Origin of the sequence: Cupriavidus necator N-1 (assembly GCF_000219215.1) — a bacterium.
In the GTDB taxonomy this organism is placed as follows: Bacteria; Pseudomonadota; Gammaproteobacteria; order Burkholderiales; family Burkholderiaceae; genus Cupriavidus; species Cupriavidus necator.
On sequence record NC_015726.1, the window covers coordinates 2174901 to 2196776 of the forward strand.

Annotated in this window: 18 protein-coding genes and 3 pseudogenes; 12 read left to right on the plus strand and 9 right to left on the minus strand. The window is 64.0% G+C overall.

Going from position 1 to position 21876, the window contains the following annotated elements; genetic code table 11:
• The first annotated feature begins 43 nt into the window (after positions 1-43).
• From CNE_RS10230 to CNE_RS10245, 4 genes are read left to right on the plus strand one after another with little or no spacing between them, the layout of a single operon-like run.
• Positions 44-1345, plus strand: a complete 1302-nt coding sequence (locus tag CNE_RS10230) for a TolC family protein (protein ID WP_013957065.1) — start codon at positions 44-46, stop codon at positions 1343-1345.
• Positions 1342-2886: an efflux RND transporter periplasmic adaptor subunit gene (locus CNE_RS10235; protein ID WP_013957066.1), complete on the plus strand. Its 1545-nt coding sequence runs from the start codon at positions 1342-1344 to the stop codon at positions 2884-2886. Before CNE_RS10230 ends, CNE_RS10235 begins: the two co-directional genes overlap by 4 nt.
• Positions 2883-6053, plus strand: a complete 3171-nt coding sequence (locus tag CNE_RS10240; protein ID WP_013957067.1) for an efflux RND transporter permease subunit — start codon at positions 2883-2885, stop codon at positions 6051-6053. The genes CNE_RS10235 and CNE_RS10240 overlap by 4 nt, the downstream gene beginning before the upstream one ends.
• Positions 6050-6388 carry a copper-binding protein gene (locus CNE_RS10245; protein ID WP_013957068.1) on the plus strand — a complete coding sequence of 113 codons (339 nt, stop codon included), beginning with the start codon at positions 6050-6052 and terminating at the stop codon, positions 6386-6388. Before CNE_RS10240 ends, CNE_RS10245 begins: the two co-directional genes overlap by 4 nt.
• A gap of 78 nt (positions 6389-6466) precedes the next feature.
• Here the strand turns inward: CNE_RS10245 and CNE_RS10250 are convergent.
• Positions 6467-7347 (minus strand): annotated as a pseudogene (locus CNE_RS10250) (LysR family transcriptional regulator).
• Between the two features lie 127 nt (positions 7348-7474).
• Between CNE_RS10250 and CNE_RS10255 the strand changes: the two are divergent.
• Positions 7475-8545 (plus strand): alkene reductase, encoded by a 1071-nt coding sequence (locus CNE_RS10255; RefSeq protein ID WP_013957069.1) that lies wholly within the window; start codon positions 7475-7477, stop codon positions 8543-8545.
• A 41-nt stretch (positions 8546-8586) separates the two neighbouring features.
• Positions 8587-9174: an isochorismatase family protein gene (locus tag CNE_RS10260; protein ID WP_013957070.1), complete on the plus strand. Its 588-nt coding sequence runs from the start codon at positions 8587-8589 to the stop codon at positions 9172-9174.
• A gap of 73 nt (positions 9175-9247) precedes the next feature.
• Here CNE_RS10260 and CNE_RS10265 read toward each other — a convergent pair whose 3' ends face one another.
• Positions 9248-9574 (minus strand): hypothetical protein, encoded by a 327-nt coding sequence (locus CNE_RS10265; protein WP_010810552.1) that lies wholly within the window; start codon positions 9572-9574, stop codon positions 9248-9250.
• Positions 9575-9846: 272 nt separating this feature from the next.
• Here CNE_RS10265 and CNE_RS10270 point away from each other — a divergent pair, with 272 nt between their 5' ends.
• Positions 9847-10125: a hypothetical protein gene (locus tag CNE_RS10270; protein ID WP_238552994.1), complete on the plus strand. Its 279-nt coding sequence runs from the start codon at positions 9847-9849 to the stop codon at positions 10123-10125.
• A 1-nt stretch (position 10126) separates the two neighbouring features.
• On the opposite strand, the gene CNE_RS10275 is transcribed toward CNE_RS10270, so the two are convergent.
• The 3 genes from CNE_RS10275 to CNE_RS10285 form a co-directional block, all read right to left on the minus strand.
• The gene (locus CNE_RS10275) at positions 10127-10528 is read right to left on the minus strand and encodes a TraR/DksA family transcriptional regulator (RefSeq protein WP_013957072.1); all 402 of its coding nucleotides are present in this window, start codon (positions 10526-10528) and stop codon (positions 10127-10129) included.
• Positions 10529-10764: 236 nt separating this feature from the next.
• Positions 10765-11097, minus strand: coding sequence for a glycine zipper domain-containing protein (locus CNE_RS10280; protein ID WP_013957073.1), 333 nt, complete (start codon positions 11095-11097; stop codon positions 10765-10767).
• Positions 11098-11424: 327 nt separating this feature from the next.
• Positions 11425-12003 (minus strand): elongation factor P, encoded by a 579-nt coding sequence (locus tag CNE_RS10285; protein WP_013957074.1) that lies wholly within the window; start codon positions 12001-12003, stop codon positions 11425-11427.
• Positions 12004-12333: 330 nt separating this feature from the next.
• Here CNE_RS10285 and CNE_RS10290 point away from each other — a divergent pair, with 330 nt between their 5' ends.
• Positions 12334-12771 carry a universal stress protein gene (locus tag CNE_RS10290; RefSeq protein WP_013957075.1) on the plus strand — a complete coding sequence of 146 codons (438 nt, stop codon included), beginning with the start codon at positions 12334-12336 and terminating at the stop codon, positions 12769-12771.
• A 174-nt stretch (positions 12772-12945) separates the two neighbouring features.
• Here CNE_RS10290 and CNE_RS10295 read toward each other — a convergent pair whose 3' ends face one another.
• Positions 12946-14526, minus strand: a complete 1581-nt coding sequence (locus CNE_RS10295; protein WP_013957076.1) for an isocitrate lyase — start codon at positions 14524-14526, stop codon at positions 12946-12948.
• 393 nt (positions 14527-14919) lie between these two features.
• Complete coding sequence (locus CNE_RS10300; protein ID WP_013957077.1) at positions 14920-15876, minus strand: AraC family transcriptional regulator; 957 nt, start codon at positions 15874-15876, stop codon at positions 14920-14922.
• A 261-nt stretch (positions 15877-16137) separates the two neighbouring features.
• On the opposite strand from CNE_RS10300, the pseudogene CNE_RS10310 reads away from it, so the two are divergent.
• The 3 genes and pseudogenes from CNE_RS10310 (at position 16138) to CNE_RS10320 (ending at position 18390) form a co-directional block, all read left to right on the plus strand.
• Positions 16138-16958: pseudogene (locus CNE_RS10310) on the plus strand (alpha/beta fold hydrolase).
• A 189-nt stretch (positions 16959-17147) separates the two neighbouring features.
• Positions 17148-17630 (plus strand): annotated as a pseudogene (locus CNE_RS42070) (cysteine hydrolase).
• A gap of 64 nt (positions 17631-17694) precedes the next feature.
• Positions 17695-18390 carry a dienelactone hydrolase family protein gene (locus CNE_RS10320; RefSeq protein ID WP_013957081.1) on the plus strand — a complete coding sequence of 232 codons (696 nt, stop codon included), beginning with the start codon at positions 17695-17697 and terminating at the stop codon, positions 18388-18390.
• 333 nt (positions 18391-18723) lie between these two features.
• On the opposite strand, the gene CNE_RS10325 is transcribed toward CNE_RS10320, so the two are convergent.
• Positions 18724-18969, minus strand: coding sequence for a DUF1484 family protein (locus CNE_RS10325; RefSeq protein WP_013957083.1), 246 nt, complete (start codon positions 18967-18969; stop codon positions 18724-18726).
• A 496-nt stretch (positions 18970-19465) separates the two neighbouring features.
• Between CNE_RS10325 and CNE_RS10330 the strand changes: the two genes are divergently transcribed.
• Entirely contained in the window at positions 19466-20374 is a 909-nt protein-coding gene (locus tag CNE_RS10330; RefSeq protein ID WP_013957084.1) for a LysR family transcriptional regulator, read from the plus strand.
• On the opposite strand, the gene CNE_RS10335 is transcribed toward CNE_RS10330, so the two are convergent.
• A complete protein-coding gene (locus CNE_RS10335) occupies positions 20371-21873 on the minus strand; it encodes a M20/M25/M40 family metallo-hydrolase (protein ID WP_013957085.1) in 1503 nt (500 codons plus the stop codon). The two genes, CNE_RS10330 and CNE_RS10335, sit on opposite strands and share 4 nt — an antisense overlap.
• Between the last annotated feature and the right edge of the window lie 3 nt (positions 21874-21876).

Below are 21876 nucleotides of genomic sequence, written 5' to 3' on the forward strand. Positions count from 1 at the left end.
GCTGCCCGCCATGCGGGCAGCAGTCGTCGTTCCTGGAGGCTTTATGCTTTATCTACGTCACCTGACCGTGGCGCTGCTCAGCGCGCCCGCAGTGGGCCTGGCTGCGCCGCAAGGCGCGCCCGGGCAATCCGCCCCTTCCCTCTCCCTTGAGGAAGCCGTCGCGATCGCAAGCGCCCATGCCGGCGACGCTGAATCGTCGCGCAGCGCCGTGGAGGCCGCCGGGCAAATGGCGGTAGCCGCCGGCCGCCTGCCGGATCCCGTGCTCAAGCTCGGCGTCAACAACGTGCCCGTCAACGGCTCGGACGCGTTCTCGCTGAGCCGGGATTCCATGACCATGCGCTCGATCTCAGTGATGCAGGAATTCACGCGTGCGGACAAGCGCCGCGCCAGGGCCGCGCGCTTCGAAGCCGAAGCCGCCGCTGCCGACGCGCAGCGTGCGGTGGGGCTGGCAGGCGTGCAGCGCAATGCGGTCAATGCCTGGCTCGACCGGTGGTATGCGGAGCAGGCCGGCGTGCTGCTCGGCCATCACAGCCATCCACTTGAACTGGCACTGCAGGCCGCCACCGCGGCCTACCGCAGCGGGCGCGGCTCGCGTGCGGACGTACTGGCGATGGAGCTGGAAATCCAGAAGCTGCACGACCGCGAGGACGAGAACCGCGCCGCGCTGGCGACCGCCACGCTGAACCTGGAGCGCTGGGTCGGCGCCGCTGCAGGGCGCCCGCTGTCGGATCGGCCACCGCTTGAAGTGCCGCCAGGCGCCCGGCAACTCGCCAGGGGCGAGTTCGAGGCCGTGCCCGAACTGTCGGCTGCGCAGCGCGACGTGGCACTGGCCGAATCGGAGATCCAGGTAGCAACGGAAGCCCGCAAGCCGGACGTGACGGTCGAGCTGATGTACAGCCAGCGCGGCTCGGCCTACTCGAACATGGGCTCGCTCAATGTCAGCTTCCCATTACCGTGGGACCGGGGCAACCGCCAGGACCGCGAAATCAGTGCGCGGCTGGCGCAGGCCAATGACGCGCGGGCCAGGCTGGAAATGGTCCGGCGCAATACCCAGGCCATGGTCGGCGCCAGGCTGGCCGAGCTGCAGCGCAACCTTGACCGGCTGCGGCGCTACGACGACAAGACCTTGCCGCTCGCCCGGGCACAGGCGGATGCGGCACTGACGGCCTACCGCGCCAACACGGGCACCTTGGTGGCGGTCGCCGAAGCCAACCATCGCGCCATCGACACCGCCATGGATCGCCTGCTGCTTGAGGCAAAGACCGCGAAGCTGTGGGCGGGCCTGAACTACCTGGTGCCGTTGCCTACCGTCCAGACCGAAGCCGCAGCGAAGGAGGCAAAATGAAGAAGCACGCCATTGCAGCAGCCGCCGGGCTGGTCGTCGCCTGCATCGCCCTCTACGGCGCTTACCACTTCGGGTTCACGCGCGGCACGCAAACTGCGCAACCGTCGGGCACGCCTGGCGCGGAATCCACCGTACTCAAGGCCGGCGACATCGATCCCAAGACCGGCAGGAAAATCCTGTACTGGCACGATCCCATGGTGCCGGGCCAGCGCTTCGACAAGCCGGGCAAGTCGCCCTTCATGGAGATGCAACTGGTGCCGGTCTACGCGGACGGCGATGGGGGTGGCAGCGGTGTCACCGTCGACAGCCATGTCGCACAAAACCTTGGCATTCGCACCGCCGAGGCAAAGCCTGGACGGCTGACCGCGATGCTGCAGGTGCCAGGCAATGTCGCCATCGACGAACGCAGCGTGCAGATCATCCAGGCGCGCACCAACGCCTTTGTGCAGCACGTCGCGGTCCGGGCGACCCTTGACCCGGTCCGGCGTGGCCAGGCGCTGGTCACCCTGTACTCGCCCGACTGGGTCGCGGCGCAAGAGGAATACCTGGCCGTGTCGCGCATGGCAGGAAGTGAACACCTGGGCGACCTGCGCGGCGCGGCGCGGGCTCGCATGCTGCAGGCGGGCATGACGCCGGGCCAGGTCAGTGCGGTCGAGAGATCCGGAAAATTGCAGTCCGGTATTGCCATCGCCAGCCCGGTCGATGGCCTCGTGACCGAGGTGGCGGTGCGCGAGGGCATGACCGTGTCGCCGGGCATGACGCTGTTCCGCCTGGCTGATCTCAGCCAGGTCTGGGTGATTGCCGAGGTACCAGAGGGCCAGGCCGGCACTATCCGGGCCGGCGCGGCTGCGACGGTACTGCAGGGCGGCACGGCCGGCCCCCTTGCCGGCAAGGTCGACGCCATCCTTCCCGACGTCAACCCGGCGACCCGCACCGTCAAGGCCCGCATCGTCCTGCCCAACCCCGGCAGGCGCCTGCTGCCGGGCATGTTTGTCAGGGTCAGCTTCGACAGTGGCGCACAGCAGGAGGCGTTGCTGATCCCGTCGGAGTCGGTCATCCGCACCGGTCAGCGCAATATCGTCATGGTCGATGCCGGCCAGGCAGGGTTCGTTGCCACCGATATCAAGACCGGCCGCGAGGCCGATGGCATGGTCGAGGTGCTGGACGGACTGGCGCCGGGGCAGAAAGTGGTCACGTCCGGCCAGTTCCTGATCGACTCGGAAGCCAGCCTGCGCGGCAGCGCGGAACGGATGACGGCCACACCAGCAGCGTCTGCACCTGCCGCGCCGGCCGCAGAGCATGAGGGCACCGGCCGCATCGAAGCCGTGAACGGCAGCGAGAGCCTGACCATCTCGCACGGCCCGATCCCGTCGGCACAGTGGGGCGCGATGACCATGGACTTCGCCGCACCGCCAACTGGCCTGCCCAAGGGACTGAAGCCTGGCGACCGCATCCGCTTCCGCTTCCACCTGGACCGCGATGGTGCGGCCACGCTGTCGTCGGTCGAGCCCGCCGGCACCGCCCAGGGAGCCAGGCCATGATCGCGCGCCTTATCCTGGCCTCGATCCGCCACCGCTTCCTGGTCCTGCTGGCCACGGTGATGCTGACCGCATGGGGCCTGTGGGCGGTGCGGAGCACGCCGCTCGACGCCCTGCCCGACCTGTCCGATGTACAGGTGATCATCCGCACGCCCTTCCCCGGCCAGGCGCCGCAGATCGTCGAGAACCAGGTCACGTATCCGCTGACCACCACCATGCTGTCGGTACCCGGCGCCAGAACGGTACGGGGTTACTCCTTCTTCGGCGATTCGTTCGTCTATGTGCTGTTCGAGGATGGCACCGACCTGTACTGGGCGCGCTCGCGGGTGCTTGAATACCTGAACCAGGTGCAGTCCCGCCTGCCCGCCGCGGCCAGGCCGGCGCTGGGGCCGGATGCCACCGGCGTCGGCTGGATCTACGAGTACGCGCTGGTGGACAAGACCGGCCAGCATGACCTTGGCCAGTTGCGTGCACTGCAGGACTGGTTCCTGCGCTTCGAACTAAAATCGCTGCCCAATGTGGCCGAGGTCGCTTCGCTGGGCGGCATGGTGAAGCAGTACCAGGTGGTGCTGATGCCGGACCGGATGCGCGCCTACAACCTGTCGCAGGGCAAGGTGCTGGCGGCGCTCAAGGGCGCCAACCAGGAGGCCGGCGGGTCGGTGCTGGAAATGGGCGAGGCAGAGTATATGGTCCGCGCCAGCGGCTACCTGAAGACGCTCGACGATTTCCGGCAGATCCCGCTGGTGACCAGCGATGCCGGCATTCCGGTGCGGCTGGGCGATGTCGCCGTCGTGCAGCTTGGCCCGGAGATGCGGCGCGGCATCGCCGAACTTGACGGCCTGGGCGAGGTGGCCGGCGGCGTCATCGTGATGCGCTCAGGCAAGAACGCGCTGGAAACCATCGAGGCGGTCAAGGCGAAGCTCGCCACGCTGCAGAAGAGCCTGCCTGCCGGCGTGCAGATCGTCACCACCTACGACCGCTCCACGCTGATCAAGCGCGCGGTGGAAAACCTGACGCACAAGCTGGTCGAAGAGTTCGCCGTGGTCGCGCTGGTGTGCCTGCTGTTCCTGTTCCACCTGCGTTCCGCGCTGGTGGCTATCGTCTCGCTGCCGCTGGGCGTGCTGGCCGCCTTCCTGGCGATGCGCTACCAGGGCATCAATGCCAACATCATGTCGCTGGGCGGCATTGCCATTGCCATCGGCGCCATGGTCGATGCCGCGGTCGTGATGATCGAGAACGCGCACAAGCAACTGGAGCACTGGCATGCGGACCATCCCGGCCGGGCGCTGACAGGGAACGAGCGCTGGGGCGTGATCGGCCGGGCCGCCACCGAGGTCGGGCCGGCGCTGTTCTTCTCGCTGCTGATCATCACGCTGTCGTTTATCCCGGTCTTTACGCTGGAGGCGCAGGAGGGCCGGCTGTTCTCGCCGCTGGCCTTTACCAAGACCTATTCCATGGCCGCGGCGGCGGGCCTGTCGGTGACGCTGGTGCCGGTGCTGATGGGCTACCTGATCCGCGGCAGGATTCCTTCGGAGCAGTCCAACCCCTTGAACCGATGGCTGATCCGCGCCTATCGGCCGGTGCTGGCACGGGTGCTGGCCTACCCGAAGACCACCCTCGCGATCGCCGCGGTGCTGCTGGCCGCGACAGCGTGGCCGATGATGCGTACCGGCGCCGAGTTCATGCCGCCGCTTGACGAGGGCGACCTGCTCTATATGCCGTCGGCCTTGCCGGGCCTTTCCGCCGGCAAGGCGGCGCAGCTGCTGCAACAGACCGACCGCCTGATCAGGACCGTGCCCGAGGTGGCGACCGTGCTCGGCAAGGCCGGCCGCGCCGATACCGCGACCGATCCGGCGCCCCTCGAGATGTTCGAGACCACCATCCAGTTCAAGCCGCGCGACCAGTGGCGTGCCGGCATGACCCCAGACAAGCTGGTGGAAGAACTCGATCGCGTAGTCACGGTGCCGGGACTGTCCAACATCTGGGTGCCGCCGATCCGCAACCGCATCGACATGCTTGCCACCGGGATCAAGAGCCCGGTCGGCATCAAGGTGGCGGGCGCGGACCTGAAGGAAATCGATCGCCTGGCGACGCGCATCGAGGAAACCGTCAGGACAGTGCCGGGGGTGACATCGGCGCTGGCCGAGCGGCTGACCGGCGGGCGCTATGTCGATATCGATATCGACCGCGTGGCGGCCGGCCGCTACGGGCTGAACATCGCGGATGTGCAGAGCGTGGTGTCGTCCGCCATCGGCGGCGACAATGTGGGCGAGGTCGTCGACGGGCTGGCGCGCTTCCCGATCAACGTCCGCTACCCGCGCGATTACCGCGACTCCGTGGAGCAACTGCGCAGCCTGCCCATCGTCACTGACAAGGGCCAGCATATCGTGCTGTCCGACGTGGCGCGCATCCAGGTGGTGCAGGGAGCCCCGATGCTGCGCAGCGAAAACGCGCGACTGTCGGGCTGGGTGTATGTCGACATCCGCGGGCGTGACCTGCGCTCGGCTGTCCGGGACATGCAGGCCGCCGTCGCGAAAGCGGTGCCGATGCCGGCTGGCTATTCCCTAAGCTGGTCGGGGCAGTTCGAATACCTGGAGCGGGCCGCCGCAAAGCTGAAGGTGGTGGTGCCGTTCACGCTGCTGATCATCTTCGTGCTGCTGTACCTGGTGTTCGGCCGCCTCGATGAAGCCCTGCTCATCATGGGCACGCTGCCGCTGGCGCTGATCGGCGGCTTCTGGCTGCTCTACCTGCTGGGCTACAACCTGTCGGTTGCCGGCGTGGTCGGCTTCATCGCGCTGGCGGGCGTGGCGGCGGAATTCGGCGTGATCATGCTGCTCTACCTGAAGCAGGCATGGACCGCGCGCGCGAACCAGGGCGATGCCAGCCCGTCCGCGCTGCTTGAAGCCATCCAGGAAGGCGCGGTGCTGCGCGTACGCCCCAAGGCAATGACCGTCGCCGTCATCCTTGCCGGCCTGGTGCCGATCATGTGGTCGCATGGCACCGGCTCCGAGGTCATGCAGCGCATTGCCGCGCCGATGGTGGGCGGCATGCTCACCGCGCCATTGCTTTCGCTCTTCGTGGTGCCGGCGGTGTATTTGCTGATGCGCCGGCGCCAGACCAGACCTCAACCTGTTTCCGTCCACCCATCACTGCAAAAGGAACCCCAATGAAATCCATCAAGACGCTCGCCCTCGCCCTTGCCTTGACCATCACGCCGGGCGCATTCGCAGCGGGCTCGATGGACGGCATGAACATGAAGCCGTCCGCACCCTCGCAACAGGTGCCACAACCCGTGGCGGCCGAAATCAGGAAGATCGATGTGCAGGCCGGCAAGGTCACGCTCAAGCACGGACCGATCGCCAACCTGGGCATGGGCCCGATGACCATGGCGTTCCCCGTCAGGGATCGCGCATCGCTGAAGGAATTCAAGGAGGGCGAGGCGGTATCCGTGACATTCGACAACGTTGATGGCAAACCTACGGTCGTGGAAATGCGGCGCAAGTGAGGTTGACCGTCACCGAAGGTGGTTGCGCGCTAGATGCGCAATCACTGCGGCTCCCCAAGCGACCGACATTTGCCGAGCTCACGCTTTGGTGCCCAAGCGCTCCTTCAGGAACTCGATAAAGCGCTGTGTCTTTGCCGGCAGCAAGCGTGTCTCGGTCAGGGCATAGACCGGCGTCGGCCTGGTCTGCCAGTCAGGCAATATCCGGCGCAGGCGGCCGGCCGCCACATCCTCTGCCGCGACCTCCTCGGCCAGCAATATCACGCCCAGGTCCAGCGTTGCCAGGCGTCGGAACATGCCAACGCTATTGACGTAGAACCTTCCCCCCCCACCTCCACCTCGACGGTCTCCTCACCGCGATGCAGCGCCGACTTGCCTGCCTTGGGAAAACCGATGCACTGATGCCGTACCAGGTCCGTGGGATGGGTCGGCTCGCCAGCGCGTTCCAGGTAGCCCGGTGAGGCATAGACCTGCACCGAAAGGCGCGCAAGCAGGCGGGCGATCAGGTTCGAGTCCGTCAGCTCGCCCATGCGGATGGCCACATCGAAGGGCTCGGCCACCAGGTCGACACGGCGGGGCGTGAGGTCGAAATCAAAGGTGATGTCCGGGTAGCGGGCAGCGAACTCCGCAATCAGGGGCGCCATGTAGATCATGGCGAAGTCGACCGGCAGCGATGCGCGCAGCACGCCGCTCGGCTGCGCCAGCATCTCCCCCAGTTGCTCGTGTGCAATCCGCGCTTCGTCGACGATGCGCTTGCAGCGCTCGTAGTAGATCTGCCCAGCCTCGGTCAGCTCGACCTTGCGCGTCGTGCGATGCAGCAGCCGCAGGCCGATGGCCTTCTCCAGCGCGCTGATCCGCCTGGACAGTGTGGAGTTCGGCACACCGGTGGCAGCGGCCGCGCCACGAAAGCTCCGCGTCTGGGCGACCTCCACAAACAAGGCCATGTCATTGAGCAGTTCCATCTGGATTGCGCTATTTTTGGATCAATGATTGCCAATCTATCATCTTTATCTCGTCAATGAATTAATCGAGCATACGTCCATGGGCTTCCCTTCGCCGCCTTCGCCCCAACCCGTACAGGAATTGACCATGAGCCAACTGTTCACCCCCGTCCACATCGGCCGCCACATCGCGCCGAACCGCCTCGTCATGGCGCCGATGACCCGCTCCCGCGCCGACGCCGACGGCGTCCCCGGCAACATGACCGTCACCTACTACGCCCAGCGCGCCAGCGCCGGCCTGATCATCACCGAAGGCGTGTTTCCGTCCGCCATGGGCAAGGGCTACGTGAATACGCCCGGTATCGAAACCGAGGCCCAGGTTGCCGGCTGGAAAAAGGTGACTGAAGCCGTGCACGCCCGCGGCGGCCGTATTTTCATGCAGCTGATGCATTGCGGCCGGATCTCGCATCCGTCGCTGCTTGATGGCGCAACGCCCGTGGCACCGTCGGCCATCAAGCCCGAGGGACAGGCGTGGACGCCTGCCGGCCAAGTCGACTTCGTCACGCCCCGCGAACTCAGCCTGACCGAGATCGCCGGCGTCATTGACGAATATCGCCAGGCCACCCGCCGCGCCATCGACGCGGGCTTCGACGGCGTCGAACTGCATGCGGCCTCCGGCTACCTGCCCGAGCAGTTCCTTTCGCCTGGCAGCAACCACCGGCAAGACCAATACGGCGGCTCGGTCGAAGGCCGCGCCCGCTTTGTGCTGGAAGTGCTGGCCGCGATGGTGGCCGAGGTCGGCGCCGACCGGGTCGGCATCAAGATCTCGCCGGAGATGAACTACAACAGCATCACCGATGCCACGCCCCAGGAGACCTACACCTACCTCGTCGACAAGCTTCGCGGCCAGGGCCTGGCCTATCTGCATGTCGCGCTGTTCGGTGCCACGGTCGACTACCACACCCTGCTGCGCCCGCGCTTCGACGGCACCTACCTGATTGGAGGCGGGTTGGCGCAGGACAGCGCCGCAGCCCTGCTGGCCGATGGCAAGGCCGACGCCACCGTCTTCGGCAGCGCCTTCCTCCCGAATCCCGACCTGCCGGAGCGCTTCCGCCAGGGCGCCGCGCTCAACGCGCCGGACCGCAACATGTTCTTTGCGCCGCCGACGGCCCAGGGATACATCGACTATCCGGCGCTGGCTGAAGCCGAAGCGGCTTGAAGCAAGGGGCGTTTGCCCCATTCACCATCAAGGAATGCATTATGAAGTTCGAACGATTCACTGCAGACACCGCCGCCCTGCTCCTGATCGACCATCAGGTAGGCACCATGGGCTGGGTGAAGTCCATTCCCTTTGACGAAATGAAGCGCAACGCGCTGATGGTGGCCAAGACCGCGGCCATCCTGAAAGTCCCTGTCGTGATGACCTCCAGCATGGAGGAGTACGCCCAGGGACCGCTGATCAGCGAGCTGGCGGACATTTTTCCGGCTGAGTTCGCTGCGCGCATCAAGCGCGTTGGTGTTGTGAATGCCATGGACGATGAGAACTTCGCGGCGGCGGTGAAGGCTACCGGACGCAGGAAATTGATCATCGCTGGCGTGACCAATGACGTGTGCACGGTGTATCCGGCGTTGAGCCTGGTGTCGCAAGGTTATGAAGTGCAAGTCGTCGCGGATGCCGGCGGATCGCCGAGCAAGATGGCTGACGATATTGCCTTGCGGCGCATGGAGAAGAATGGTGTCACGCTGACCAGCACCAACCAGTTGATTGCGGAACTGGCCGGGAGTTGGGCTACGCCCGAAGGCAGCCGCATTGTGCAGGAGGTGATAATGGGGGCTTTGCAGGGCTGATGGGGGGCGCCTATGTGGGCTGGGGGCAGGATGCAATCAGCCCCGGCTGGTTGGACCGGGGCTGTCAGATTAGTTAGTGCAGTTGGCGCTTCAGGTCAGCAAGTTCCGAATGCATCGAACTGACTGCATCCTTGACCTTTGCATCGAGACTGCCGGCCTGCTGGCAAGCGCGGTCTGCACGATCACCGATCCGTTCGAGATCATCGACCCACTGCCGGATCCGATCCTCATCCTTGGAAGACACGACCTTCGATGCCGATTTGCACTCCTTGTCGAGCTCATCCACCCAGTTCATCAAGTCTTGTGGAATCCCCGTATCGGCATGACAAGTCCGTGATGTCTCGCTGATGGTTTGCTGCAGATGACTAAAACGTTGCTGCATTTCACTGGCTTGCAACATGATGCCCCCTTCGTGAACACCAATCCACATGAGTTCAGGCAGCAGATGATTGTGTGTTGCCTGTGCCATTGTCATTCGCCCGCATCAGTTGGCTGCCGATGAAGCTCCATTGCGCAGCCTCGAAGCGCGCGAAGGGCACTTTTTCAGTCTAGGTCAAATTCAACCGCACGCTCCGATGTGATCCCCGAGGTTCCGTGGCATTACTAGGCATTAGCCGCGCCTCGCTATATCTTGAACTCAAGACAGTCCGGCGCTCGGGCTGAGCTACGGACATGCGTAAATTGCCGGAGGCTGAAATGTTGGAAAGAAAGCGGTCTTACAAGGGATTCCACGTTGCCCTGTTCGTGCCGGAGGTGATTGAGCCAGGCAAGCCAGGCGGGCGAGTCCAGATCTCCACGCGCAATGAGGACATGGGCATCCGCTTTACGCCGGACTGGCCCCACCCGCCCGCAACGCTGCAGGAGGCAGAGGACTGGCTTTTCGCCTACGCCGCCGGGATCATCGATTGTGAACTGGCTGGCGGCTTCGGCATTGATCTCAGGAACGAGTAAGTCAGTTCGGCGACGAAAGATCTGCGGAAGCCGGTCGGCGCGTCTCCTGCGCCTGGCGGGGATGGCTGTGTTCGCGGAGATTCTGGCATGCCGTGCAGCGCATGGCGGTCGGGTACGCCTGCATGGCCTGCTGGCAGTCAATACAGACGCCATACTGGCCACTCCTCATCCGTGACCGGGCTGCTTCAATGTCGGCCAGTTGCATGCGATAGTGTTTCAGCATCGCGTCGCCCTGGCGCTGCACAGTCTTTTCGTCCGCCATTTCACCATCATCAAGCTGTTCACGTTGTGTTGGCGCCACGACAGGCGAATCCGCGGTTCCGGCGACGGCACGGATGCGCAACTCCTCAGCGTCCATTTGGGCCACCAACTTCGCCAATTCTTCCTTTGTCTGCCCTTCCATGACTGGCCTCCTGGATGAGCATCCTGCGGGTCGCACGTAAGCAGACCCTCCAGCGTAGCGCGCCTGGGCAATCGCACTTGGCGGGCACAGTTGCTGTATTGCCGCTCAGATGTGTTGCCACTCAGATCGAGGCTCCCGCAAGGGGCCGTAGCCATTTGCCTGCATGGCAAAAAACCACGCGTCCCTTGCGGGACTGGCACGTGTCACAGCCGTGCCGGCGCCGCAGTCACGAATGCCTAACGGTGGCTGGCAGCCAGCGCGACGATAGCGCCTGTCGTTGCCGCGATGGCGGCCACGGTACCCATGCTTTGCCATGGATGCTCATGAACGTAGCGATCAGTCGTTGTCGCCCACTCGGAGACTTTGGCGCGACCTTCTTCGCGCAACGTAACGATGCGCTCCTGCAGCGCGCGCTGCCGGGCCTTGAGTGCATGGCGCTCAAGGCTGCTCCCTACGCCGGTTTCGGCTTTGACATCATGAAGAAGTGCCTGAACGTCGGCCATCAGCGTATCGACGTCGCGGGCCAATGCGTCCTTGCGCATAGAGAAATCGGATTGGATGTCGTTCATCTTGCCCTCCTGTTAGCGAAATCATCGCGGTGCGTCGCGCAGCACGATTGGCACTGTGTCAAATATAGGATTGGGTTGACGGCCCGGCATGACAAACAGCAAGCCACGACGAAGCGGCGCGGAAGGGGGCAAGAGGACCGTGGCACTCCTGAGCGACGACGATGGTCATGCGTCACGCATGGCATGCCCATACTTGCATAGGATGCATACACGAGGCGCAAAGTGAAGGACAGGTGCCGGATACGGTACTGCCGACGCTGCCGGCCCCGTCCCGGCGGGACTGTACGCGGCGCCGCGCATGCAGGGAGCGATGGCGCGGCACTGGCGTCACGACTTTCGCGTCCCTCGCCTTATCCGCTCCAAATATTTTCCTGAAGCGACCTCGATTCGCACCGTGTCCCCTTCCTTGACGAACTGAGGAACGAGAACTTCCATGCCGTTATCCAGCGTGGCAGTCTTGAAGGTAGAGGTTTCATGCTCGTGCAGGCCCGGCGGCGTGGACATGATGGTTACCTCGACAGCAGCGGGGAATGCGATGGTGACTGGCTCGCCCTCATAAAGCTGCACCGGGATTCGCATATTGGGGCGAAGAAATTTCTGGTATGCGCCCATGGTTTCCGCAGGAAAACTGATCTGTTCGAAGGTGTCGGGATTCATGAAGAAAAAGGCGTCACCATCGGTGTACAGATATTCCATCTCCTGGTGATCAAGCGCGACCTCTTCGAGCTTGTTGCTCGGGTGCAACCGCAACTCCTTGATGTGACCAGTCTTAAGGCTCTTGAACTTGGCGAAAACTGCGCTCCCCTGTTGGCCGCCGCCGGCGTGGTACCCGGCGCTGGTAACGCTATGAAGTTCACCTTCAAGCATGATGACCATGCCCGACTTCAGTTCGGAAGCTTCGACCATTGGTGTCTCCGCCTGGGCGGCAAGATTTCGCCTTCAGCCTAGCACCGCAGCGCCCCTTCAACAAAGGGCCCGCGGCGACAGCGGTACGCTGAACGAGAAACTCGACGGCGCCGACCACGTTGGGAAGATTGCGCACCTGCGACAGCGGGATGTTGCAGCGCCGAATGCACAAGGCTGATAGGGGGCCAGACCGCCACGGGTCGCCCTGCCCCTGATCAGGGAATCGAGAAGCGCGTCACACCAGAGCAGGAATGATTGTCATACCATCAAGTTCGTAGAGCGTGCCAGCGGGCCGAGGCGGATGGTCCCGCCGGCCACAAGGAGGCCAACATGTTTCAGCATATCCTGGTACCCACCGATGGATCGGCACTCTCCGACGCTGCCGCGCGCATGGCGGTGAAACTCGCCAAGGCATTTGAGGCGAGGATCACTGGATTGCACGTCATCCCGGAATTCCATGTCCTCACGCATCGGGTTGACATGCTGGAAGATGCCCAGGAGCGCTACGCACAACTTGCCGAAATGCATGCGGAGCGATACCTGGCGGTGGTCGCACAAGCAGCAAAGGAAGCGGAGGTGGCATGCGAGACGCTCAGCGTTACCCACAACCACCCCTATGAGGCGATCATCCTGACCGGGGAGGAACGTAACTGTGACCTCATTGTCATGGCGTCGCATGGCCGAGCCGGCCTGCAGGGGCTGCTGATCGGCGGCGAAACCCAGAAGGTCCTGACGCATTGCCGGATCCCGGTCTTCGTGTTTCGCTAATCAATACTGCAGACCAACCGCACGCGGCGCAGCGGCGAGCGTCAACCCGACTCGGCCCCTTGACCTGAGCCTTGGCACAAGAAAATGTTTGATGAGAACCCCGCGAGCTATCTCGCCGGACCAAAAAAACGCCAACCCGTATGGGTTGGCGTTTTGCTTGGGGTATTACCGGTATCAGAACTGGTTCATGGTGTTGTCTTTACCCGCCGCTTTCAGGGCCGCTTCGCCGCTGAAATACTCCTTGTGGTCGTCGCCGATGTCCGAGCCGGACATGTTCTGGTGCTTCACGCAGGCGATGCCCTGGCGGATTTCCTTGCGCTGCACGCCAGCCACATAACCCAGCATGCCCTGGTCGCCGAAGTATTCCTTGGCCAGGTTGTCGGTCGACAGTGCGGCGGTGTGGTAGGTCGGCAGCGTAATCAGGTGGTGGAAGATTCCTGCTTCGCGCGACGCGTCGGCCTGGAAGGTCCGGATCTTTTCGTCGGCGAGCTTCGCCAGTTCGGTCTGGTCGTATTCAACGCTCATCAGCTGGGCGCGGTCATATGCCGACACATCCTTGCCCGCGGCTTTCAGCGCGTCATACGCCTGCTGGCGGAAGTTCAGGGTCCAGTTGAATGACGGGCTGTTGTTGTACACCAGCTTGGCGTTCGGGATGACCTTGCGAATCTCGCTGACCATGCCGCCGATCTGGGCGATATGCGGTTTTTCGGTTTCGATCCAGAGCAGGTCAGCGCCGTTTTGCAGTGCGGTGACGCAATCCAGTACGCAGCGCGCTTCGCCCGTGCCGGCGCGGAACTGGAACAGGTTGCTAGGCAGGCGCTTGGGACGCAGCAGCTTGCCGTCGCGCTTGATGATGACGTCACCATTACCCAGTGCGTCGGCCGACAATTCTTCGCAATCGAGGAAGGAATTGTATTGGTCGCCCAGGTCGCCCGGCGTGTTGGTCACGGCGATCTGCTTGGTCAGGCCGGCACCCAGCGAGTCGGTACGGGCCACGATGATGCCGTCGTCCACGCCCAGTTCCAGGAAGGCGTAGCGGATGGCGCGGATCTTGGCCAGGAAGTCCTCATGCGGCACGGTGACCTTGCCATCCTGGTGGCCGCACTGCTTCTCGTCGGACACCTGGTTTTCGATCTGAATGCAGCATGCGCCCGCTTCGATGAACTGCTTGGCCAGCAGGTACGTTGCTTCGGCGTTGCCAAAACCCGCGTCGATGTCCGCGATGATGGGCACGACGTGGGTGACGTGGTTGTCGATCTTCGCCTGGATGGCGGCCTTGGCAGGGCCTTGGGCAGCGTCCAGCTCGCGGAACAGGCCGCCCAGTTCACGGGCGTCAGCCTGGCGCAGGAAGGTGTACAGCTCGCGGATCAGCGCGCTGACGGAGGTTTTTTCGTGCATCGACTGGTCCGGCAGCGGGCCGAACTCGGAGCGCAGCGCAGCCACCATCCAGCCGGACAGGTAAAGGTAGCGGCGCTCGGTGCTGTTGAAGTGCTTCTTGATGGAGATCATCTTCTGCTGGCCGATGAAGCCGTGCCAGCAGCCCAGCGACTGGGTGTACTTCGACGAGTCGGCATCGTAGGCGGCCATGTCGGCGCGCATGATCTTGGCGGTGTATTTGGCGATGTCCAGGCCCGTTTTGAACTTGTTCTGGGCACGCATGCGGGCGGCATACTCGGGATTGATGGCATTCCACGCGCTGCCGTGGTTCTCTTTCAAACCAGCAACTGCCTTGATGTCGTCTTGATACTGGGCCATGGGAATTTCCTAAGAAGAAATTGAGAAGAAAGTTGAGTGTGCTGGCGGATGTCGAGGCAAGCAGCGTGGGTTCATTGTAGGGCGTTCTTGATGCGTCGCGCCAAAGTCTTATATAAGACATAAGAGTTGATTTTCCCTTATTTTTCAATGAGATAGATTGCAAATTTCGCAATGTGGAACACTTTTTCAGAGAACGAAAAATAGCGCCGGGGGAAACACGGCGTAAATTCCACAATGTGAAACGCGCTTTCAGCTGTCGGAGGCAGGGGCGAGCACGGACGGTTGGTTTGCATCTGTCGGCATGCGCGCGACCATCGCGATCCGGCCATCCAGTGGTTACGCACGCAGGTCTTCTAGCCGTTCTTCAAGTAGGCGCCCAAGCCGGGCATCGGCCTAGTGCGGCGCCTGCATGCCGAGATGCGACGCGCGCAGCGTCTGGCTGGGCAGTACGCCGAACAGCCGGCGGTACTGCATGGCGAACCGGCCGATGTCCCAGACCCCGAAGCGCATGCAGATGCTCGTGACCGTCTCGCCTGCTTTGGCATGCAACAGCGCCTGGCGCGCGTGGTGCAAGCGGTGGAGCACCAGATACCGGTGGGGGCTGATGCCGACGTACCGGTTGAACACGTTGCGAATGGTACGTTCCGAGGCACTGGTGGCCGCGCATAGGTCTTCAAGCAGGATGGGCGTGTGCCGCGCCGCTGCCAGGAAATCCATGGCCTGGCTCAGGATGCGACGGTGATTCTGGTGCCTGGCAGTGTCGGTACTGCGCGCTGCCAGCAGCAGCAGGGTGTTGAACGCGTGCCGGAGGAGTTCGCTGCGCGCGGTTTGCTCGCCAGCCGGGTGATGCAGCTGGGTAGACTGGCAATCATCGATGAAGAGCAGGCGCCGGGTCAGCGCAAGCAAGGCGCCCAGGCTTGGACCGCCGGTCAAGACAAGATTGCGGGCGAGACATGACAAGTCGGCACTGTCGGCATGTGCCGCCATCCACCGGCAGACGAGCTCGCATGACATGGAGATTGTCATCCAGCTTGCCGGGCGGCTGGCATCTATATGGAACATGCGGTCCGGCGCCATCCAGCCGATTGCGTGGCGGTCGAACCGGCGCCCGTCAACCACCGTGCATTCATGTCCGCTCAGCGGCAGGAACAGGTTGAAGCATCCCGGCATGCCTGCGCCACTGTAGATCGTCGCGGCGCCTTCCTGTCCGGCCATCAAGGCAACGCCATTCAGTTCGAGCACACGCAGGCGCCAGTCCCGTCGCTGCGCCGAGCGCAGCATGTACCGGCCGTTTACGCCATACAGTGACGCTTCGAATTCATCGAACTCCGCATAGCTGGCCTTGGTCATCGTCACCCTCTTGCGCTCAAGTGGATTGGAGTGCCCTGCGGCGGGATGGCTGACACCTGGCGAAGGCTCGGCAAGGCGCCATCCGATTTGCCGATTTTACGTAGCGACTGGCCAGAGTCCAGGAGAATAATTCCGTCACCGCGATGGTTGCCGACCGTGAAGCAGGCTGCCATGTCGACAGCGCACAGGCTGGCGACGATCGCACACATCGGGTCCTCGAGCCGCCGCGGGCTTTCCAATCCCCTTCAGACGGAGCAAGCCATGGGAACGATTACAACCAGGGACGGGACCGAGATCTACCTCAAGGACTGTGGCGCGGGGCAACCAATCGTGTTTCATCACGGCTGGCCCCTGACCGCCGACGACTGGGATGCCCAGCTTCACTTCTTCCTGGCCAGGGGGTTCCGGGTCATTGCGCACGATCGCCGCGGCCACGGCCGCTCCACGCAGACCGCCATCGGCAATGAGATGGACACCTACGCCGCCGACGTAGCCGCGCTCGTTGGGCACCTCGACCTGAAGGACGCTGTCCATGTCGGCCACTCGACTGGCGGCGGCGAAGTGGCGCGCTATGTCGCGAAGCATGGCGCCGGGCGCGTGGCCAAGGCGGTCCTGATCGGTGCCGTACCGCCGATCATGGTCAAGACGGACGCCAATCCGGGGGGCTTGCCGGTGGAGGTGTTTGACGGCTTCCGCGAGCGGGTAGCGACCGACCGCGCCCAGTTCTACAAGGAAGTGCCGGTGCCCTTCTATGGCTACAACCGCGACGGCGCGAAGGTCTCGGAAGGCGTGAAGGACAACTGGTGGCGACAGGGCATGATGGGCGGGGTCAAGGCCCAATACGATTGCATCAAGGCGTTCTCGGAAACTGACTTCACCGAAGACCTGAAGGCCATCGACGTGCCGGTGCTAGTCATGCACGGCGACGACGACCAGATCGTGCCCATCGGGGCCTCGGCCCTGTTGAGCGCGGAGCTGCTGCGCAACGGCACCTGAAGGTCTACAAGGGCCTGGCGCATGGCATGTGCACGACCCATCCGGATCTCATCAACAACGATCTGCTGGCGTTCGTGCAACGCTGACCAGTGTCGCAGAGGCACGATTGCCAGTGCCAGGGAGGACGATCATGACAGGACCCGCCTACACCAGCGAGTCCACCGGGCTTCTGCTGGTGGATCCGTACAACGATTTCCTGCGCGAAGGCGGCAAGCTGAACGGCCTGGCCAAGCAGGTGGTCGGACAAACTCGGGACGCTGGCAAATCTGCGTGCGGTGACCAGCGCGGCGCGTTCGCGCGGCATACAGGTATTCTACGTGCCGCACCATCGCGCCCGCCCGGACGAGCATCTCGGCTGGCAGCGCGCCAGCCCCTACCAGCTCGGTGCCAGCCGCGCGCAGGTCTTTGCCGAAGGCACCTGGGGCGGGGACTGGCATCCTGATTTCCGCCCCATGGCCGGCGACGTGATTGTCCATGAGCACTGGGGCGGCAGCGGCTTCGCCAATACGGACCTGGATTTCCAGCTCAAGCAGCACGACATCCGGCAGGTCATCCTGATGGGCTAGCTGGCAAACACCTGCATCGAAGCCACGGGGCGGTTCGCGGCGGAACTTGGCTACCATGTGACCCTGGTTCGGAACGCGACCGCGGCATTCTGGCCGGAAGCCTTGCATGCCGCGCATGAGATCAACGGGCCCACGTTCGCGCATGCCATCCTGACCACCGCCGAATTGCTCGCCGCGCTGGGCGCGCGCTGACGGGGAATTGCGCTACATTGATGGCTGCCCGCATGGGCAAACCCCCCGCATAACAGGAGGCATCATGGGCGAGTACACATCGATCGACGTTCCGGACGGCAACTTCCGGGCCTACCTTGCCAGGCCGACATCAGCGGCAAGTGGCAAGGCCATTGTGGTGATCCAGGAGATCTTCGGCATCAACGACGACATGCGCGCCATTTGCGATCATTTCGCGCAACACGGTTTCACCGCCATCTGCCCGGATCTCTACTGGCGCCAGGAGCCGAACGTCGAACTCACCGACAAGAGCGATGCGGAATGGCAGAAGGCCCTGGCGCTCTACCAGGCCTTCGATGTCGATGCGGGCGTGGGCGACCTGGATGCGACCATCCAGTTCACGCGGCGGCTGGACGGCGTTACCGGCGGCGTGGGCACGGTCGGCTACTGCCTTGGCGGACTGCTGGCATTCCTGACCGCAGTCCGCACCAACGCCGAAGCGGCTGTCTCCTACTACGGCGTCGGCATCGACAAGCATCTCGGCGAGGCCGCGACGTTCACCACGCCGCTGCTGATGCATATCGCCGAGGAAGATGAATTCGTGCCGCCGGAAGCGCGGGGGCGGATCGTCGCGGTGCTGTCGGACAAGCCCAATGTCGAAATACACACGTATCCCGGCTGCATGCACGCCTTCGCGCGAAACCAGGGCGTCCACTATGTCGCCGACGCCGCCAAACGGGCCAATGCCCAGACGCTTTCGTTCTTCCAGGCAATGCCATAGCCTGCGCCGCAACCACGCTCCGTCCGGCGGGACCGGGGACGGCGCCGTTGAACCCAATGCTCCCTTGGATCGTCAAGTCAGCTTCGCCGGATGAGGCTTGCGTGAATGGATCAAAAACGCAACGCCGTAGCCAGGCGGCTCAATGAACGTCCGCGCAAGACACTAGACTTCGATACACCGGCGGAACGATTTCATCAATCTGTTGCATCGACCGGTTGATTCCACAGCCGGAGTCGGTCAGCCGCTTTGCAAACAGACCCACTGTTGTTCGCGAATAGCCAGAGGGAAAGACCGCAGCCTAAGCTGCGGCCTTCCATCCGGCCAGAGCATTTCTCATCCACCGGCAACATCAGAACCCAACTCACTCGTCCGGAGAAGCTCCTCCGCAGTCTGATCAAGCTGCGCTTTGAGCATCGCCACCAGACAATGCACGCCGTGGCACACCTCTGACCGTTCGCTTTCAACTTCCAGCAGGGACAGGACGCAGCCCAGGCCGGCGCTGACGCGTCCAAGCGAGTACAGGCAGTCTGGAATGGCGGCCAGGATGATGTCTTGTTTCGAAGCGGTTTGGTCTTGCATTGCGAGCTCCTAGGGAAGGTTGGAGGACCCGCCTGATGCACTCAGTTGGAGGGTGGCGGGCCTGACAGCGGGGGTAGCAATACCGGCAATCCAAGGGAGCCCGGCCAGCCTTTCGGCTGCCCCGCCCGGCCCGCCGTTGAAAGAGAGCCAGCACATGCGCGGAGACGAGGCCGTATGAAACGGCGATCCCTTGGAGCTGTTCAGGTTGCTACGCCCGGTCGCCGTTGTTTCGGCGACGGGTCTAGTGTTGCCGTCCCTCGTGTCTGTGGCGATAAGAGGATTCGCAATCGTCCCGATGGTTCTTCGTCAGCACTAGACATCGGCACGCGTACTTCATGCTGTACGATGGCCATTGAACTGGCATCCGCCATAGTGTCTACACCGCTGTTGCAAGAGGCGCGCTTCAGCGGCGAACAGGACATACTCGTCGCCTGTCCGACGTGACAGCAGCCCATCGCTGAACGCGACACAGGACTTTGCTTACCGCCCCCTCGACATGGACATCTCCACGCGCGACCTACGCGCCTTCCTGGCCTTGATCGAAGCGCGCAACTTCACGCGCGCCGCCAGTGTGTTGGCGCTCTCGCAGCCGGCCTTCAGCGCCCTGATCGCGGCCCTGGAAAACCACGTAGGTGCGAAGCTGTTCGACCGCTCCACGCGTACCATCACGCTGACACCGGAAGGCAAGCTCTTTGCCGAACACGCGGCCCGGCTGCTGGCTGAGATCAACGATGCGGTCGGCAGCGTGCGCGACCATGCTTCGCTCAAGCGCGGCCGGACCACGGTTGCCGTGATACCGAGCCTTGCCGGCGGCTGGTTTCCGGACATCCTGCAGTCATTCGCGCGCCTGCACCCGAACGTCAGCGTGGTGCTGCGGGACGAGTTCTCGCACGAAGCGATCGCCGCCGCGCGCGATGGCGACGCGGACTTCGCCATCGCGACACCGGCAGAGCCCATGATGCCCGGCATGCGGCTCGCGCATTTCCACGCGGACCGTTTCTCGGTGATCTGCCCCAAGGGACATCCCCTCGCCACGCGCCGCACGCTCAAGCCAAGGGACCTGTTGCCCTATCCCTTCATTGCCGCACCGCGCGGCAGCGTCGCCATGGCGCGGCTTGTCGCCAGGATCGCGCCTGCGCGGCTGAATGTCGTGCACGAAGTCGAGCACCTGCACACGATGCTGGGCATGGTGCGTGCTGGCGTGGGCATCAGCGTCGCTCCCAACCTGGCGCTGCAGGCACTCGCGCTGCGTGATCAGGTTGCGATTCCGCTAGACCGCAGCCTGACGCGGGACATCTACCTGGTCACGCGCGAGCCGCCCAATTTCTCTGCCGCGGCGGCGGCGCTGTTCGACTTCATCCAGGATCATCCGCCCGACACGGCGCCGCGCACGCGTAAGTGCTAGAACGGATGGGTCAGCAATCGGCGCAGCATGCGGATGCCGTCGATGTAGTTGCCCAGACGCAGGTTCTCGTCGTGGCTGTGCTGGTTGTTGTCGGCGTTGACCAGCGGCAGCAGCACGCACGGGACGCCGAGTTCGCGCACCGCAATGCCGGTGGGAACCGAGCCGCCCATCATGCGGATGCACACCGGCGCTTCGCCATGCGCCGCGACCAGTGCTCCTTCCACCCAGCGGCACACGGGCTCGTCGGCCGGGGTACGCACCGCATGGGCCATACCGTTGAAGCGTGGCTGCACCAGGCGCGCCAGTTTTGGGTACCGTCGGCGATCATCCTCGGTGGGCTCGCCCTCGATCAGGTGGAAGCCCTGCGCCAGGACGTGCGCGCGCAGCAGCCCGAACAGCCGTTCCGGGTCTGTCTCCGGCACGGTGCGGACATCGAATGTTGCCGTGGCTTGCGCGGGAATGATCGTGCGCGCCGCTGCGCCGACCTGAGCGGCAGCGATGCCCACCACGTTGAGCGTCGGGTACTGCAGCGCTTCTTGGTATGTCCCGCCCACGCGCTCCGGCTGCGCAATGCCGGCACGCGCGCGCAAGACACCGTCGTCGTCCGGCACGCTTTCGAGCTGGCGGCGGTCGTCGTCGGTCAACGCAATGCCGTCGTAGAACCCGTCCACCCGCACCCTGCCATCGTCGTCTTTCATCGACGCCAGCAACATTGCCAGGCGGAACACAGGGTTCGCCGCGTAGTTGCCGAACTGGCCGCTATGCAGGTCGCGGCGGGGGCCAAATACGGTCAGCGTGGTCATGAACGCGCCGCGATTGCCGAGGATCATGGTGGGGCGATTGCTGGCGTGCATCGAGCCGTCGAGCACCAGCATCGCGTCAGCCTTCAGGGCCTCGCGGTTGGCCGACACCACCGTCCCGAGGTTGGGCGCGCCGATCTCCTCTTCGCTGTCGAGCAGCACCTTGAGATGCACCGACGTGCCGCGCGCCTCTTCGGCCAGGCTGTCCAACGCAGCCAGCAGCATCATGATGGGCCCTTTGTCATCCGCCACCGCGCGCGCCACGAGCCGCGCATCGCGATCGATCTCGTCGCCGACAAGCGCATCGGAAGGATCGATGTATGCGACATCCGGCATCGACCAAGAGGGGCGCAGCGTTGGCTGCCACGGGCTGGGCTGGCTCCATGGCTGGTTGGCCACGGGCTGCGCATCCATATGCATGTAGCAGAGGATGGTTGGCGCTGCCGGATCCGGGCAGCGGCGCCCGGCCAGCAGCATGGGACGTTCGCCGTTTGATAGCGACGTCACCGCGAAGCCGCGGCGCGCGAATGCCTGCGACAGCCAGTCGGCCGTCTTGCATACGTCCGCGGCATCGGCTGTCACATTCGGCAGCCTCAGGAGCGCGAGAAACTCGCGCCAGCTTGCGCGGGCGGCCTGTACGGCGCGCACATCTTCAGTCGCATAGTCCGGCGCGGCGCGCATAGTGGATTGAGCCGGCATAGC

What these genes read in the sequence shown, in the direction of transcription:
- CNE_RS10270 (WP_238552994.1), top strand. Translation starts at nt 9,847, where the DNA reads ATGCGTAAATTGCCGGAGGCTGAAATGTTGGAAAGAAAGCGGTCTTAC.
- CNE_RS10255 (WP_013957069.1), top strand. Translation starts at nt 7,475, where the DNA reads ATGAGCCAACTGTTCACCCCCGTCCACATCGGCCGCCACATCGCGCCG.
- CNE_RS10335 (WP_013957085.1), bottom strand. Translation starts at nt 21,873, where the DNA reads ATGCCGGCTCAATCCACTATGCGCGCCGCGCCGGACTATGCGACTGAA.
- CNE_RS10320 (WP_013957081.1), top strand. Translation starts at nt 17,695, where the DNA reads ATGGGCGAGTACACATCGATCGACGTTCCGGACGGCAACTTCCGGGCC.
- CNE_RS10290 (WP_013957075.1), top strand. Translation starts at nt 12,334, where the DNA reads ATGTTTCAGCATATCCTGGTACCCACCGATGGATCGGCACTCTCCGAC.
- CNE_RS10275 (WP_013957072.1), bottom strand. Translation starts at nt 10,528, where the DNA reads ATGGAAGGGCAGACAAAGGAAGAATTGGCGAAGTTGGTGGCCCAAATG.
- CNE_RS10325 (WP_013957083.1), bottom strand. Translation starts at nt 18,969, where the DNA reads ATGCAAGACCAAACCGCTTCGAAACAAGACATCATCCTGGCCGCCATT.
- CNE_RS10245 (WP_013957068.1), top strand. Translation starts at nt 6,050, where the DNA reads ATGAAATCCATCAAGACGCTCGCCCTCGCCCTTGCCTTGACCATCACG.
- CNE_RS10240 (WP_013957067.1), top strand. Translation starts at nt 2,883, where the DNA reads ATGATCGCGCGCCTTATCCTGGCCTCGATCCGCCACCGCTTCCTGGTC.
- CNE_RS10285 (WP_013957074.1), bottom strand. Translation starts at nt 12,003, where the DNA reads ATGGTCGAAGCTTCCGAACTGAAGTCGGGCATGGTCATCATGCTTGAA.
- CNE_RS10295 (WP_013957076.1), bottom strand. Translation starts at nt 14,526, where the DNA reads ATGGCCCAGTATCAAGACGACATCAAGGCAGTTGCTGGTTTGAAAGAG.
- CNE_RS10300 (WP_013957077.1), bottom strand. Translation starts at nt 15,876, where the DNA reads ATGACCAAGGCCAGCTATGCGGAGTTCGATGAATTCGAAGCGTCACTG.
- CNE_RS10260 (WP_013957070.1), top strand. Translation starts at nt 8,587, where the DNA reads ATGAAGTTCGAACGATTCACTGCAGACACCGCCGCCCTGCTCCTGATC.
- CNE_RS10230 (WP_013957065.1), top strand. Translation starts at nt 44, where the DNA reads ATGCTTTATCTACGTCACCTGACCGTGGCGCTGCTCAGCGCGCCCGCA.
- CNE_RS10280 (WP_013957073.1), bottom strand. Translation starts at nt 11,097, where the DNA reads ATGAACGACATCCAATCCGATTTCTCTATGCGCAAGGACGCATTGGCC.
- CNE_RS10330 (WP_013957084.1), top strand. Translation starts at nt 19,466, where the DNA reads ATGGACATCTCCACGCGCGACCTACGCGCCTTCCTGGCCTTGATCGAA.
- CNE_RS10235 (WP_013957066.1), top strand. Translation starts at nt 1,342, where the DNA reads ATGAAGAAGCACGCCATTGCAGCAGCCGCCGGGCTGGTCGTCGCCTGC.
- CNE_RS10265 (WP_010810552.1), bottom strand. Translation starts at nt 9,574, where the DNA reads ATGTTGCAAGCCAGTGAAATGCAGCAACGTTTTAGTCATCTGCAGCAA.